The 13,398-nt window shown below is 64.3% G+C and carries 16 protein-coding genes; 3 read left to right on the top strand and 13 right to left on the bottom strand.

Annotated features, from left to right (window positions below; translation table 11 throughout):
• Positions 1 to 354: 354 nt before the first annotated feature.
• The gene (locus tag KHC19_RS25790) at positions 355 to 570 is read right to left on the bottom strand and encodes a helix-turn-helix domain-containing protein (RefSeq protein WP_246548409.1); all 216 of its coding nucleotides are present in this window, start codon (positions 568 to 570) and stop codon (positions 355 to 357) included.
• Between the two features lie 159 nt (positions 571 to 729).
• Here KHC19_RS25790 and KHC19_RS06880 point away from each other — a divergent pair, with 159 nt between their 5' ends.
• The gene (locus KHC19_RS06880) at positions 730 to 1,395 is read left to right on the top strand and encodes a hypothetical protein (protein WP_213351604.1); all 666 of its coding nucleotides are present in this window, start codon (positions 730 to 732) and stop codon (positions 1,393 to 1,395) included.
• On the opposite strand, the gene KHC19_RS06875 is transcribed toward KHC19_RS06880, so the two are convergent.
• From KHC19_RS06875 to KHC19_RS06845, 7 genes are all read right to left on the bottom strand, one after another.
• The gene (locus tag KHC19_RS06875) at positions 1,385 to 1,639 is read right to left on the bottom strand and encodes a hypothetical protein (RefSeq protein WP_378296562.1); all 255 of its coding nucleotides are present in this window, start codon (positions 1,637 to 1,639) and stop codon (positions 1,385 to 1,387) included. The two genes, KHC19_RS06880 and KHC19_RS06875, sit on opposite strands and share 11 nt — an antisense overlap.
• 25 nt (positions 1,640 to 1,664) lie before the next feature.
• Entirely contained in the window at positions 1,665 to 2,447 is a 783-nt protein-coding gene (locus KHC19_RS06870) for a carbon-nitrogen hydrolase family protein (protein WP_213351603.1), read from the bottom strand.
• Positions 2,448 to 2,505: 58 nt separating this feature from the next.
• Complete coding sequence (locus KHC19_RS06865; protein ID WP_213351602.1) at positions 2,506 to 3,336, bottom strand: SDR family NAD(P)-dependent oxidoreductase; 831 nt, start codon at positions 3,334 to 3,336, stop codon at positions 2,506 to 2,508.
• A 95-nt stretch (positions 3,337 to 3,431) separates the two neighbouring features.
• Complete coding sequence (locus KHC19_RS06860; RefSeq protein WP_213351601.1) at positions 3,432 to 4,847, bottom strand: aldehyde dehydrogenase family protein; 1,416 nt, start codon at positions 4,845 to 4,847, stop codon at positions 3,432 to 3,434.
• A 19-nt stretch (positions 4,848 to 4,866) separates the two neighbouring features.
• Positions 4,867 to 5,667 (bottom strand): SDR family NAD(P)-dependent oxidoreductase, encoded by an 801-nt coding sequence (locus KHC19_RS06855; RefSeq protein WP_213351600.1) that lies wholly within the window; start codon positions 5,665 to 5,667, stop codon positions 4,867 to 4,869.
• Positions 5,668 to 5,721: 54 nt separating this feature from the next.
• Positions 5,722 to 6,735, bottom strand: coding sequence for a zinc-binding dehydrogenase (locus tag KHC19_RS06850; protein ID WP_213351760.1), 1,014 nt, complete (start codon positions 6,733 to 6,735; stop codon positions 5,722 to 5,724).
• 39 nt (positions 6,736 to 6,774) lie between these two features.
• Positions 6,775 to 7,212 carry a nuclear transport factor 2 family protein gene (locus KHC19_RS06845; RefSeq protein WP_213351599.1) on the bottom strand — a complete coding sequence of 146 codons (438 nt, stop codon included), beginning with the start codon at positions 7,210 to 7,212 and terminating at the stop codon, positions 6,775 to 6,777.
• 101 nt (positions 7,213 to 7,313) lie between these two features.
• On the opposite strand from KHC19_RS06845, the gene KHC19_RS06840 reads away from it, so the two are divergent.
• Entirely contained in the window at positions 7,314 to 8,243 is a 930-nt protein-coding gene (locus KHC19_RS06840; protein ID WP_213351598.1) for an AraC family transcriptional regulator, read from the top strand.
• A 48-nt stretch (positions 8,244 to 8,291) separates the two neighbouring features.
• Here KHC19_RS06840 and KHC19_RS06835 read toward each other — a convergent pair whose 3' ends face one another.
• The 4 genes from KHC19_RS06835 to KHC19_RS06820 all read right to left on the bottom strand — a co-directional run bounded on the left by KHC19_RS06835 (position 8,292) and on the right by KHC19_RS06820 (position 10,711).
• On the bottom strand, positions 8,292 to 8,642 hold the full coding sequence (locus tag KHC19_RS06835; RefSeq protein ID WP_213351597.1) for a DUF190 domain-containing protein: 351 nt from the start codon (positions 8,640 to 8,642) through the stop codon (positions 8,292 to 8,294).
• Positions 8,643 to 8,653: 11 nt separating this feature from the next.
• Complete coding sequence (crcB, locus tag KHC19_RS06830; RefSeq protein ID WP_343207668.1) at positions 8,654 to 9,133, bottom strand: fluoride efflux transporter CrcB; 480 nt, start codon at positions 9,131 to 9,133, stop codon at positions 8,654 to 8,656.
• Between the two features lie 9 nt (positions 9,134 to 9,142).
• Positions 9,143 to 9,526: a fluoride efflux transporter CrcB gene (crcB, locus tag KHC19_RS06825; RefSeq protein WP_343207667.1), complete on the bottom strand. Its 384-nt coding sequence runs from the start codon at positions 9,524 to 9,526 to the stop codon at positions 9,143 to 9,145.
• A gap of 342 nt (positions 9,527 to 9,868) precedes the next feature.
• Positions 9,869 to 10,711 (bottom strand): alpha/beta fold hydrolase, encoded by an 843-nt coding sequence (locus tag KHC19_RS06820; RefSeq protein ID WP_213351595.1) that lies wholly within the window; start codon positions 10,709 to 10,711, stop codon positions 9,869 to 9,871.
• Positions 10,712 to 11,201: 490 nt separating this feature from the next.
• On the opposite strand from KHC19_RS06820, the gene KHC19_RS06815 reads away from it, so the two are divergent.
• Entirely contained in the window at positions 11,202 to 12,398 is a 1,197-nt protein-coding gene (locus KHC19_RS06815) for a cupin domain-containing protein (RefSeq protein ID WP_213351594.1), read from the top strand.
• A gap of 320 nt (positions 12,399 to 12,718) precedes the next feature.
• On the opposite strand, the gene KHC19_RS06810 is transcribed toward KHC19_RS06815, so the two are convergent.
• Positions 12,719 to 13,093, bottom strand: a complete 375-nt coding sequence (locus KHC19_RS06810; protein WP_213351593.1) for a DUF488 domain-containing protein — start codon at positions 13,091 to 13,093, stop codon at positions 12,719 to 12,721.
• Positions 13,094 to 13,398 lie beyond the last annotated feature (305 nt).

Here is a 13,398-nt window from a genome sequence, read left to right as displayed (position 1 = left end):
GACAGATCGCTTTATCTTGCGCTCAATTCCTTCTTCTTTGTTACGGCCGCACCTAAACGGAGCCGGTGCGCCAAACATACTACGAAGAAGCAGCCGAGCAACGTTGGCGGCAGCCCGAGTCAACCTGTGACGCGCTAGCATCGCCGCAGCTGCTACGGCCGGCCTGTCGCGAGTGATCGTTGATGCCGCGAGTTCGCGGTCAAAGGCCGATTGGGCCGCCGCCGCGCTGCCGTCAAACCTGCGTTAGAGATGCGAATTGGTGCCCGTCACCGTGCAGAAACATCGCAGTGATGCTGCCGCTGAACTACACTAAGCTCGCAACTGCTTGGTGCATTTGATGCAACAATCGCGGCCTTAAGCTGACGCTGATGGCTTGCGGAAGCGTACGCCGGCGCCGCCCCCATTCTCCGGAATAAACTCGATGCCGGCGGCTTCGAATGCACTTCGAATGGTCGCCAACGTGCTGTCGTGCGCGGCGAAGCCACTCTCGATCCGCGTCACCGTGGCGGGAGTTATGCCCGCGTGTTTTGCTAAGTCCCGGACGCCCCATCGAAGTGCCGCCCGCCCCATCCGCACCTGTTCAGCCGTCAACAAATTAGCACCTTGACATAATTTCTGAGCGATTCACACTCGCTCTCCTTCGCTGGAATTTTCGCGAAGCGGCCAAGCAGAGCGCTTGCAACACTCCACTTGGCCTGACCACAACCCTAGCTGCTTGGAGCTCGGATCATGGCTGATTCTGAGATTAGCACGAGTCTGTTCCGGCCATCCCGAAGGGCCGTTCTCTCCACCGTCCTGCTGTCGGTCGGCAGCACCTCCTTCAACAGTTCGGGCGCAGCCGCGCCGCAGGATGACGGCACGACGGATGCCGCCGTCATTGCGTGGAAAGCGTGGCGCGCCGCGCATCGGCGTACGCTCGCCCTGTGTCGGAAGCAGCAGCGTCTGGAGTCCGAACTTGCGCGGACGATCGGCTTTCCGCAGGCGGTTCTTACTGCGGCCGAGTTGCCGGTCCCGGTGCGGGTGACCTCTCTGCGGCAGTTCGACGAGCTTGCGGTCGATGTGCCGTCGCTTCGCACTCGGCCCGCCGAAGTCGCGGAGGCGCTGCGCGCACATCAGCAGCGTTGGGACGACGCGGATCACGCTATTGGCTACTCCGTCGCTCGGCAGCAAGAGGAGGCGGCCTCGGCGGATGAGGAACACCTGATTGCGCAGCTCTTGGCAGCGCAGGCTTCGTCTCTGCGCGGTCTGGCCGCGAAGCTCGACGTGCTGATCGCCATCGGTGCTGATGGCGCCGAGGGGCGGCATTTCCCATGGCCAGAACTGCGGCGCATCCGCCGGGATGTTGCGCGTTTGATGCAGCTGCAGCGTCACGATGCAGTTGGCCTCACTGCTTGAAGCAGTGCTCCCGATGCCAACGCAGGAAGTGCGGATGCGGACGCTCGAACGCCCGTTGCGGGGCAATGGCGCGTCCGCTCCGATTGATGAAGGCGCGCACGCCATCGGGATCGTTGGCGTGCCGGGAGATCAGCACGTCGAGATCGTCCGTCAGACTGATCAGCCCCCGGTCGAACATCCTATCGGTGACAGCACGGACGTCCGCCGTTGCTGCGACCAGGTGCGGCCGCGCGCCGCGTGCCATTACGGGGTCGTTGTGGAACTTGTTCTTATCCTTGAGGCAACTCCGCGACGTAAACCGGATAGGAGGCCTGGGCGTCGGCTGATCGCTGGACATCCAGCTCGATGATCGACAGCGGACGTCCCGGGGACGTGGTCGAGATCAGACGCCCGCCCGGAGCGAAGGCAAATCCTTGCCCGCCGAAGGTCGGGCCGCTCGGGTTCGCCCGTCCCGCCCGGTTGGAGCTGACCACGAAGGCGCCGCTCGCGAGAGCGGCCATCGCCCCGGCGATCTGCCACGATCGTTGGTCGGTGCCCGTTGCGCGGGGCACAGCAATCAGGCTCGCTCCGGCGCGGCCATATGCGCGGGCATGTTCGTTGAACATCAGTTCGGTGCACAGCAGCACCCCGGCCGTAATCCCTCCCATGGAGGTAGGCTCGAAGCCCGAGGAATCCCCGTCATACCACTCGGTCTCGTGCCAGCCGGGCTCGGCGGGGAAATACTGCTTCCTGTGAACGGCACGTACCCGGCCGTGCTCGATGACGATGGCTTCGTTGGCGAGGCTGTCCCCTTCCCGGACGGGGCGCGAGGACACGATGGTCGCAATGCCGAGCCCGAGCAGCGCCTCCACGCCGCGCTGGTGAAGCTCGACGCTGGCCGCGGCGGCGGCGGCATCGAAGACGGGCGCGGATGCGATCCATTTGCCAAAGGGCAGTTCGTTGGTGACCAGCACGTCGGGCCGCGCCTCGTCCAGGTCGCCGGCGATCCGCTCCCACGCCGCGCCCTCCGGAAGCAGCCCGTCCGGCCATTCCACAAACCCGATACGCGTCATTTCCGAGTTCCCATTGCCGGTCGATGAGGAAGCGGCCGGGCAGCCGAGCGGCCCGTCGTTAAGCGAAGGACGTGGCGTGCGACAGGTCCTTCCAGGCCTCGTACTCGGCCCGGCGCGCGTCGAGAGCCGCGGTGATCCCGGCCCAGGCGTCCGCGCCAACAATGAGGCGGCGCGGCATGTCGCCGGTTTCCGCCAGCCGGACGAGAATATCGGCGATGCGATCGGGATCGCCCGGAGCCAGCGTGCCATCCCTGTCGTTCTCCAGAAGGTCGATGATCGCGTGAGCGCTTGCGCGATAGGCCTCGATGGGTGGGCTGCGCAGGTTGCGTTCGACGATACCAGTGCGGATGCCGCCGGGCTCGACGGCCAACACCTTGATGCCGAGCGCCGCAACCTCCTGCGCCAGAGCCTCGGTCAGCCCTTCGACGGCGAACTTGGTGGCGCTGTAATAACCGAGCGAGGGCATAGCGACGACGCCGTTGAAGGACGACACGTTGATGATCGTGCCCGCCGCCCGATGGCGCATGCCCGGAAGGGCGGCACGGATGGTGTGCGCCAGGCCGAACACGTTTGTTTCGAAGAGAGTGCGGATCTTGGTGTCCTCTCCCTCTTCGACGGCGGCGAGATAGCCCAGCGCCGCGTTGTTCACGAGCACGTCGATGCCGTGCCAGCTCTCGGCGGCGGCGACAGCCTCCTCGATCTGATCCGGTACGGTCAGATCCATGGAGAGGGCGAGTACCCGCTCGCCTCCGGCTTCGGCCAGACTTGAGAGACGTGCGCTGTCTCTTGCGGTGGCGGCCACGCGGTGGCCCGCGCGTAGCGCTGCTTTCGCGGTGGCCGCGCCGAGCCCGCTGGAGGCGCCGGTGATGAACCAGGTTTGACGGGACATGACATCTCTTCCTTATGCTTAGCTGCGTCGACTGATCCGCTCTCCGACGGCACGCCTGGACGTTCCCGGAGCGCGGCCTCGAGCGGTGCGCATGTTCACTCGACGATGATTGACTTGGGTTCGAGAAACGACTCCAGGCCGAAAACCCCGAACTCGCGGCCGAGACCTGATTGCTTGACGCCTCCGAATGGGGCCAGTAGATCGGGTCGGATCGTATTCACCAAGACACTTCCGGCGTGTAGACGGTCGGCGAGGCGCAGGGCTCGTTCCCGCTGGCGGGAGAAGACGTAAGCTTGAAGGCCGTAGAGAGAGTCGTTCGCCAGGCTCGCCGCTTCGTCGTCGGTTTCATATGGGATGAGCACCAGGACCGGACCGAAGATCTCTTCGCGCGCGATATCCATTCCATTGTGCACGTCGGCGAAAACGGTCGGCATTGCGAAATAGCCGGAGGTCAGTCCATCAGGCCTGCCTAAGCCCCCGGCGATCAGGTTCGCTCCCTGTTCGAGGCCGCGGCGGATGTAATGCTGGACGCGATCAAATTGCATCCGGTTCGCAAGTGGGCCGATCGTCGTCGCCGGATTACGCGGGTCGCCGACGCAGAGCTGCGCCACGTGTGCCTTTACCCGATCAATGACGTCGGGCATTAGCGCACGGGGTACCAAAATCCTGGCACCGGCGATGCACGCTTGCCCGTTGTTGTTGAACCCGCCATCCAATGCGAGGGGTACCGCGACAGCAAGATCGGCGTCGTCCAGGATGATCGAAGCGGACTTGCCGGACAGCGAGAGACCGACCCGCTTCAGACCACCCGCTGCGGCTCGGGCAACGATCTTGCCGGTGGTCGTCGACCCCGTGAACGAAATTCTGGCCACGTCGGGGTTGACGCTGAACTCATCTCCCACCTCGGCGCCGGTACCGACCACGAGATTGACGACCCCAGGCGGCAGCTCGGCGGCATGAAAGGCCTCGGCCATGATATGGGCCTGGATCGGGCTGAGTTCGCTGGGTTTGATGATCGATGCGCAGGCGGCCGCAAGAGCGGACGCTAGCTTGCTGGCGATCGTACCGGCGGCGCTGTTCCAAGGCGCGATCAGCGCCGAAACTCCGACGGGTTCCATGCGCACGATGGCCCTCCCGGCGGGACGGATGAATTCGTAGTCTTCGAGCGTCCGGGCGGCGTAGGCGAAGGCCTGGGAGGCATACTCACTTACGAAGCGGGCCCGGGCGAGCGGGGCACCGTATTCCTGGATCGTTGCTTCGCGAATATCGTCGCTCCGCGCCAGGACCGTAGCTTCCAGGCGCCTGAGCATCTCGACTCGCTCGGCCTTGGTCGTCGAGGCGAGAGCATCTTGCGCCCGTCGTGCCGCGGCGATGGCGCGCCGGGCATCGTCTCTATCGGCCAAGCGAACGCGGCCGATCAGGGCTTCCGTCGCAGGATTGACGATGTCGGCCACGGTCCCGCTCGTCGGCACGAAGGAGCCGTCAATGTAAGCGGTATCAATCGTGTGCATGCGAGACGCTCCCGCCAGCTCAAAAGACCGAGCGGATGGTGCCGCCGTCGACCCGGAAGATCGCGCCGCTGATGTAGTCGGCGTGCGCGCTTGCAAGGAATGCGACTGCCGCGGCAATTTCGTTGGGTCGACCGAGCCTGCCGACGTCGTTCGGCACCAGGTCGCGCGCGGCGCCTCGCTCGATGTCTTCCCAGCGCTCGCCCCATCCGTGCCGCGGCGCGATCCGTTCCAGCAGTGCTCTGACCGCGGGTACCAGGATTGCGCCCGGGGCAACCACGTTGGAGGTCACGCCGGAATCCTTGAGCTCGCGCGCCAAGGAAACCGCCAGATTGTGTCGGGCGGCGAGCGAGGCACTATAGTCGGGCAGAGACGGCAAGGGCTGTCCCGCTAGCCCGCCTCCGATCTGGATCACGCGACCCCAGCCTCGTTTGCGCATATCGGGGACGAAACGCTGGATCATGCGCACATGTGCGATGACGTTGATTTCGTAGGTGTCCGCCCAGTTCCGCGGGGCCGCCGTGTTCCAATCGAGGTGGTCGTAGAAACCCGCGTTGTTCACCAGGATGTCGACCTCTCCGTGGGCCAACGCCGTCTCGTAAACCGCGTCGGCTCCCTCGTCACTCGTCAGATCGCCCAGTGCGATGTCAGCACGCCCCCCATCATGGGCTATCGTGCTGGCTACCGCCCGGGCGCGGGGCTCGTCGCGTCCGTGGACGATGACCGCCGCACCTTCGGCGGCAAGCATCTTCGCGATTGCCTCCCCGAGGCCGCCGGTCGAGCCGGTCACCAGAGCGCGCTTCCCGTGAAGTTGCAGATCCATGTCATTCTTCCTGTAGTGGAGCCCTTCAGTAGGCAACGGGGGTGGACGTCGCCATCAGAGCGACACGTTGAGGACGACCCGGCCGAGCGTCTCGCCCGCCTCCAGCGCGTCATGCGCGGCCCCCACGCCTTCGAACGGAACGACCCGGTCAACGCGAGGCCGAAGCTCGCCGCGATCAACCATCTCCGCCACCTGCGTGAGGATTGCCGCCGCGCGCAGGCGCCGGGCGTGATCGCGAGCGATCTGCGGCTGGCCGATGTTCACGAAACGGATGTCGAGGTTGTTCCACTCCGCGGCGGCATTGGTCCCCGACGGCCATGCCGAGACGACAGTATTCACCAGCGTCCCGAAGGGCGCCACGTGGTCGAAGCTGCGCGCGAAATTCTCGTGACCGACGAAGTCAAAGACGGTGTCGGCGCCTTCCTTGCCGGTCCATCCGCGGAGGGTGGCGAGCACGTGCTGCGTGCGATAATTGATGGCGAGCTCGGCCCCGAGCGAGCGGACGAACTCCGCCTTGACCTCACTCGAGACCGTCGCCGCGATACGCGCACCCAACGTGCGCAGATACTGGATGGCGATGTGCCCGAGACCGCCGGCGCCACCATGGACCAGGACGAAGTCACCCGGCCGGACGCTGGCCTTGTCGAACACGGCTTCCCATGCGGTCAGCGCGACGGTCGGCAGCGCGGCGGCATCGACGAAGCCGAGGCTCGTGGGCATGCGGGCCGCGTAATGGCCGTTCAGCACCTTGTAGTCGGCATAGCTGCCGAAATTACCGGCATAGCCGCCGTCGACATACCAGACCTTGTCGCCGGGCTTGAGGTGCGTGATGCCCGCGCCGACCGCTTCGACCACGCCGGTGCCATCGATCCCCAGGATCGTGAACGCGCCGGTCGGTCCATCGCCATAGACCGCACCATTCTTGCGGTTCTGCCAGTCGGCGGGATTGATGCCCGCCGCCTTCACGCGAACGAGGATGTCGGTATCGGCTGTGAGGCGCGGCCGCACGATCTCGCGTAGCTCGAGCACCTCGGGCCCTCCGGCGCGCGCCATCACGAGCGCCCGCATCGTAGCGGCGGGAAGTGGGTTTGCCGTCATCGTCGCCTCCTACTTCTCGGTGAATTCGAGGATGGTGCGGCGAAGCTCGAGACGCGCGATGCGCCAACCGTCGGGGCCGCGGCGCCAGAGCTCATGGTAGTGGCCGTAGCCATGCATGCGCGCCGGTCCCACCGAACCCGGACGGAAGATGATCATGTCCTCCATCGACCAGATCGCGGAAATCTCGTTCTCTGAAACCCGATCGATCTCATCGTTGTGCATCTGATGGATGGACTGTCCGCCTTCCAGCCCGTCCCGCGCGGCTTCCACGAAGCTGTCGCGGTCGTCATGGGAGACGATGATGTTTCCCGCCGGGTCGAACATGCGCACCCGCACGTTCGGCTCGAAGAGCGCGGCGAACCCATCCCAGTCCTTGGTGTCGAGGAAGCGGGCGTAGCGTGCCTTGGCGCGCCGAACCTGCTCGATGTCGTCTCTGGTCGCATCCATTGGTGGTCTCCTTCTGCGGCACATATTGCTCCGGTGCGGCGGAACGAATAGATATCGATGAGCCAAAGTTTTTGCTCTATCGTCCAGAACAGGTGCCGGACATGGACCCCTTGACGGAAATTTTCACGCAGATGCGCATCCGCAGGGCGAGCTTCACCCGGCTCGACGCGACAGCGCCCTGGGGCTTCATGTCCAAGGGCGAGCAGGCCGTGAAGTTCGTGCTGGTGGTGCGAGGATCGGGAATCCTCACGGCGGGGAGGAATTCCGATCCCATTCCCCTGCGCAGCGGTGACGTCTTCATCATGCTCGACGACGTGCCTTATCGCCTGTTCGATCATGAAAGTTCGCAGATGATCGACTGCGTCGACGTCGAGAAGCTGCGCGTCGGTCACCGCATCGAGCTCGGCGGGGGTGGTGCGCTCACCACCTTCGTCAGCGGCGCCTTTGAGATCGATGCGCTCGATGCGCAGCCGCTCCTCGACGTCCTGCCGAAACTGCTTCACCTGAAGCTGGACCAGAACCGATCGCTGGCCTTCCAGTCCGTTCTCGAGCTCCTCGCCGCCGAGACGGAGGCGCCCGGGCTCGGCTCGGAGGCCGTCACGAGCCGGTTGTTCGAGCTGTTGTTCGTGCACGCCATCCGCGCTCTCGCATCGCATCCGGAGGGGCCCTCGCATGGCTGGCTGGGGGCGGTCGCCGACCGCAACCTGGCGCACGCGATCAGGGCGATTCATGCGGAGCCGGCGCGTGACTGGACCGTCGAAACTCTGGCGCGACAGGCGGGAATGTCGCGCTCGGCCTTCGCCGCCCGGTTCAAGGCGATCGTCGGTCGGACGCCGCTCGACTACCTGACCCATTGGCGCATCTACCGTGCAACGAGGATGATCCGGAAGCGGGGCGCGGCCCTCGCCGAGGTCTCGCGCAGCGTTGGCTACGAGTCGCTGGCGGCGTTCAATCGCGCCTTCAAGAAGGAGACCGGTCGGACACCGGGTGCCTTCCGGAAGGAAGCGGTACGAGAAGCGGCGTTCACATGAGTGCGCGTAAATAGTCGCGAGGCCGTTGGCGTTCCTGCGGCGCGGTCATCAGCGATCGGTTGCTGACGCATCTGACCCGTATTTGAGAACCTCGACCTTCTCCATGGTCACGAGGCCGCCGTCCATCAGGCCATGCAGCGTCGGGAGAAAAGCCCTGATCTTCGCCTCGGCGTCGACGATCTCGACGATCACCGGCAGGTCCTCGGACAGGCGGAGCAGCTTCATGGTGTGCAGGACGCTCGATCTTCCGAAGCCCATGCCGCCTCGCCATGCGGTTGCCCCGGCGAGCCCCGCCTCGCGCGCCTTGAGCACGATGGCCTCATAGAGCGGTCGATCCTCGGCGCGATCGTCCTCGCCGATGAATATCCGAAGCAGCATGGCTTGCGTCGGCACCTGCATGATTACGTCCCTCACATGCGGTTGAAGCGCATCGCGAGCGTGGCACCCAGCCACACCGCGAGCAGCCAGGTGACGATGGAGACGGAGACATAGGCCGCCGCCAGGTGGACGTCGCCGCTCCGGACGAACATGAGCGTCTCCAGGCTGAAGGTGGAGAACGTCGTGAAGCCTCCGCAGAATCCCGTCATGACGAACTGGCGCAGGCGCGTGGAGGCCATTATGCGCCCGCCCGGGCCGGTAAGAGCGGCAAAATAGCCGATGACGAAGGAGCCGACGACGTTGACGAACAGCGTGCCGACCGGAAAGGCGTCGCCCAGGGAGGCCACCGCCACGATCGCGACAAGTGCCCGCGCCACCGATCCGAGAACGGCCCCGGCGCTGACCGCCAGATACAGTTCGGCCGTCGCGCCCATGGCAACCGAAGGGACAAGCCTCCACGCAGCCGAGGAATGACCTTGAACTCTCTCCTGCGTCGGAACGCGATCTTTCACGGCGCTCTCCTACGGCAGAACGGACGTCGCGGCGGCGAAGCCGACGGCGATAGCCGAGAGGCATGCGATCAGCGAGATGCCCACATTGGCGCCCGCCCGGGTAAAGTCGCCGTCGCGCGCCAGCATCAGCGTCTGCAGGCTGAACGAGGAGACGGTCGTGTAGCTGCCCATGAACCCGACCGCCGCGAATTCCCATGCTGCGGGGAGGGGCAGCAGCCCCTTCACCGCGGCGGCGGCCGCCAGCGCGCCCATCATGGTCGCGCCGCTGATGTTCACCACGATCGTGCCCCACGGGAACGTCGTGGCGAGGCGACGGTCGATCAGCCCGGAGAGGAAGTAGCGGGACGGTCCGCCGAGTGCACTGCCCAGCGCCACCCAGATGAGATCGGTCACGGCTCCCAGCATCCCCGGCGTCTCCGGCCATTGGCAACATGAATGGTTCTAGCGGCTCCACCGACCAGTTCTTCCCCGAACGCACCGATGATTCGACAAAGGGAATCATTCTTTCTTCGAACGAATCGTTCGTTGCGGGCAGTTTCACGTTCGCTTCGTGACCGATGATCCGTCGCGGTGAAAAGCCATTTGCGAGAAGCCAAGCGACGAACCCGGCGTAGGGAGAGGGAGGGCTTCGAGCAGGTCGTGCAGTCAAAGCGCCGACTCGTTCAACAGCCGAGTTGCAATCGAGTGGCACCGGCAGGCTGACCGCTCGCGACCTCATCGTCTGCGGTCGATGGTTCAAGCCTTGATGAAGGCGAGCAGGTCCGGGTTCAGCACGTCGGCATGGGTGGTGAGCATGCCGTGCGGGAAGCCCGGATAGATCTTCAGCGTGCCGTTCTTCAGCAGCTTGTCCTGCCTCAGCGATGCGGCCTTATAGGGCACCACCTGATCGTCGTCGCCCTGCATCACCAGCACGGGCACGGAGATAGCCTTCAGATCCTCGGTCTGGTCGGTCTCGGAGAAGGCCTTGATGCCCTCGTAATGCGCCTTGGCGCTGCCCATCATTCCCTGGCGCCACCAATTGTCGATCACGCCCTGCGAGATGGTCGCACCAGGGCGATTGAAGCCGTAGAATGGGCCTGAGGCAACGTCGATGTAGAACTGCGCGCGGTTGGCCGCGAGTGCGGCGCGGAAGCCGTCGAACACCTCGATCGGCGTGCCTTCCGGATTCGCGGCGGTCTTTACCATCAGGGGCGGCACCGAGCTGACGAGCACCGCCTTGGCGACGCGGCCCTGCGGCTCGCCGAACTTCGCCACATAACGAGCAACCTGGCCGCCCCCTGTCGAGTGGCCGATGTGAATGGCATTGTGGAGGTCGAGATGCTCCACCACGGCGGCGGCGTCCGCGGCGTAATGGTCCATGTCGTGGCCCTCGCTCACCTGGGCCGAGCGGCCATGGCCGCGGCGGTCGCTGGCGACGACGCGGAAGCCCTTGCCGAGGAAGTACAGCATCTGGGCGTCCCAGTCGTCCGAGCTGAGCGGCCAGCCGTGATGGAAGAAGATCGGCAGGGCGTCCTTCGGGCCCCAATCCTTGTAGAAGATCTCAACGCCGTCCTTGGTGGTGACGTAGCCATTGCGCATGGTTCTGCTCCCTAGGCGACTGCTCAGCAGGTGCCAAGCCATGCGATGACGGGCTCCGATCGGTGGCGCGGCATCGGCTGGGCCGATCTGGCGGACGAGACGATCGACGGAAACTGGCCGCGTCGCCAGTTAAAGATTGTTAAAATTTAGGACGCGGGATTGGACCGATTGCACAGTAAACGACAACAACGGGTCGTCCTGGATGCCTCTGGTCTCGTGTTCCGAAATAGGTCGCAAGAATTAACGAAAATAAACTCGCCAGGAGTCTTCGTAGCTACCACAGTACTCGAGATGTCGGTCGACAAAGCTCATGGACGCCGAACCCATCCGATGCCTTCGGTGACATTGTCGCTCCGTCCGACGACTCGCGTGCGCAGCCTTTCGGGGGCCTTGTGGCCCAATTGGGAAGTGCGTGCACCTCTTTCGCCAGATGACGTGGCTGGAAGAACGTTCTGGCCGCGATCAACCCGGTGACCAACGAGGATGGAACATGTCTACAGAAGGCTCGCCTCTTTCCGACGGTCTTTTCGGTTCCCTGTCAGACCAGACCTTCCGCGCCGAACACGATGATTCAGCGGTGAACCCGGGCCCCACCAACGAGGCTCTCGCCAGGCTCAACCCAAACGCCGATGTTCCGCCGCCAACGGATCACGGCGTCGTCGAGCCATTCTGGTATTCCTTCGACCTGACGCATCGACGCGTTCAGGAAGGCGGGTGGACGCACCAGGTCACTTCCCGCGAACTGCCGGTCTCCACGGAGATCGCCGGGGTCAACATGCGCCTTGCCAAGGGGAGCTTTCGTGAACTCCACTGGCATCTCGCCGATGAGTGGGCGATCATGTTGAGCGGACGGGCTCGCGTGACCATATTCACGCCGGAAGGGGCGATGTTCGTCGATGACGTCGAGTCCGGCGATCTTTGGTTGTTCCCTGCGGGCGCCCCACACTCAATCCAGGCATTGGGAGATGAGGGCTGCGAATTCCTGCTGGTCTTCAATCAGGGCGACTTCTCCGAGGAGAGTACGCTCCTGTTGTCGGACTGGCTGAAACACACGCCCCCGGAAATCCTCGAGAGAAATTGCGGCCTGGACGCCGACGCGATCGCGAAATTGCCGAAGGGCGAGCCGCTCTACATCTTTCGAAGCGATGAACCGGACAAGTCGCTCGACGAAGAGATCGTCGAGGTCGCACGCCATGCTTCCCGGCCGTCGCTTTCCTATACGTTCAAGGCGGGCACGATGAAGCCCACCTATGAGGGCGAAGCCGGAAGCGTGAAGATCATCGACTCCCGCAATTTTCCGGCCTCATCCAAGATCACGGCCGCGATCGTGACGGTAAGGCCCGGCTGCCTTCGGGAGCTCCATTGGCACCCCAACGGCAGCGAATGGCAGTACTGGATCAAGGGCAAGGGCCGCATGACCGTATTCCCCGGTCAGGAAGCCGCCCGCACGATGGATTTCAACGCGAACGACGTTGGTTTCGTTTCGAACATGGCGGGCCACTATATCGAGAATACGGGCGAGGAGGATCTCGTATTCCTCGAGATGTTCGCGGCCCCGGAGTTCCAGCAGATTTCGCTCAACCAGTGGCTCCGCGCATTGCCATCACAGGCCGTACGGTCGCACACCAATCTCAGCGACCAGGACATCAACAGGATTCCCGCTGGGGAGCACCCGCTTTTGCGGTAGAGGCCGGTTCGCGACCTTCCCCAGGATCGCCGGTGACGGCGGCGGCGGCTCCAGCCGCCCCGCCGATCGTCAGCAGGCCGCACGCCTGCACGAGCGCGACGGATGTCGATACGGCGCGTCCTGTCTCACCTCCCGCGTCGCTTGCGAGCCTCAACCGGCAACCACGCGCGCCGCATAGCTCTGATGCCCTTCACGCTGCCGACCGACGGCGAAACGGGGGGCGATCTTCAGGGCGAAGCCGGGTGTTCCGGACAGATGGTGTCGGCCGGATAGCCGTAGGTTGAAGGGCAAAGCTGCCGCCGCCGTCTCCTGACCCGCCTTCATCCCGTCCGGATGCGCTCGCGAAGATAATCGGCAAGAACCACCGCCTCATTGTGATCGACGTCCCGGGCGGCGTAGATCAGCGTGACCCGACCGCTCCGGAGGAGCTGCTCAAGGGGCGCGAGCGCATCCTGGTTCGACCTCAACTCCTCGCGGTACCGTCGCGCGAATTCCTTGAACCGGGCCGGATCGTGGCCGAACCACTCCCGCAGTTCGGTGCTCGGTGCAATGTCCTTCAGCCACAAGGTCAGCTTCAGCTCATCCTTCCGCACGCCTCGGGGCCACAACCTGTCGACGAGGACGCGAGCGCCGTCGTCGGGACGCGCGGGCTCATAGGCACGCTTCATCAGAAGGTCTGGCTCAGATGACGTCATTGCAAGCATCTCCGCAGGTGAAATGATCGGTCCCGACCACACGTTTAGGTATCGTTGGATCAATCAACTTGCCGCAGCATAGGTAATATTTGCGAGGGGTGATTACCAGATCGAATGGCACGATTATTAACAATGCCGCCTAGAGCAGGCCGTCGGGCGAACAGGTCGGGACTGTTGCGTGATGGCGGCGCGCGAGAAGTTTCCGATCAGATGGCGGGAGCATGATACCTCCACTCTGATCTAGCGTGCCGCTAGGGAACTGCGGTAGCATCGGGCTGGTACCACTGTGATAACCCGTAGGTCAG

The organism is Ancylobacter oerskovii, assembly GCF_018390555.1.
Taxonomy (GTDB): Bacteria; Pseudomonadota; Alphaproteobacteria; order Rhizobiales; family Xanthobacteraceae; genus Ancylobacter; species Ancylobacter oerskovii.
This window is presented reverse-complemented; position numbering and strand designations above follow the sequence as displayed.

Bases quoted from the DNA above. Each gene is read 5' to 3' on its own strand.
- KHC19_RS25790 (WP_246548409.1), bottom strand. From the start codon at position 570: ATGGGGCGGGCGGCACTTCGATGGGGCGTCCGGGACTTAGCAAAACAC.
- KHC19_RS06880 (WP_213351604.1), top strand. From the start codon at position 730: ATGGCTGATTCTGAGATTAGCACGAGTCTGTTCCGGCCATCCCGAAGG.
- KHC19_RS06875 (WP_378296562.1), bottom strand. From the start codon at position 1,639: ATGGCACGCGGCGCGCGGCCGCACCTGGTCGCAGCAACGGCGGACGTC.
- KHC19_RS06870 (WP_213351603.1), bottom strand. From the start codon at position 2,447: ATGACGCGTATCGGGTTTGTGGAATGGCCGGACGGGCTGCTTCCGGAG.
- KHC19_RS06865 (WP_213351602.1), bottom strand. From the start codon at position 3,336: ATGTCCCGTCAAACCTGGTTCATCACCGGCGCCTCCAGCGGGCTCGGC.
- KHC19_RS06860 (WP_213351601.1), bottom strand. From the start codon at position 4,847: ATGCACACGATTGATACCGCTTACATTGACGGCTCCTTCGTGCCGACG.
- KHC19_RS06855 (WP_213351600.1), bottom strand. From the start codon at position 5,667: ATGGATCTGCAACTTCACGGGAAGCGCGCTCTGGTGACCGGCTCGACC.
- KHC19_RS06850 (WP_213351760.1), bottom strand. From the start codon at position 6,735: ATGCGGGCGCTCGTGATGGCGCGCGCCGGAGGGCCCGAGGTGCTCGAG.
- KHC19_RS06845 (WP_213351599.1), bottom strand. From the start codon at position 7,212: ATGGATGCGACCAGAGACGACATCGAGCAGGTTCGGCGCGCCAAGGCA.
- KHC19_RS06840 (WP_213351598.1), top strand. From the start codon at position 7,314: ATGGACCCCTTGACGGAAATTTTCACGCAGATGCGCATCCGCAGGGCG.
- KHC19_RS06835 (WP_213351597.1), bottom strand. From the start codon at position 8,642: ATGCAGGTGCCGACGCAAGCCATGCTGCTTCGGATATTCATCGGCGAG.
- KHC19_RS06820 (WP_213351595.1), bottom strand. From the start codon at position 10,711: ATGCGCAATGGCTACGTCACCACCAAGGACGGCGTTGAGATCTTCTAC.
- KHC19_RS06815 (WP_213351594.1), top strand. From the start codon at position 11,202: ATGTCTACAGAAGGCTCGCCTCTTTCCGACGGTCTTTTCGGTTCCCTG.
- KHC19_RS06810 (WP_213351593.1), bottom strand. From the start codon at position 13,093: ATGACGTCATCTGAGCCAGACCTTCTGATGAAGCGTGCCTATGAGCCC.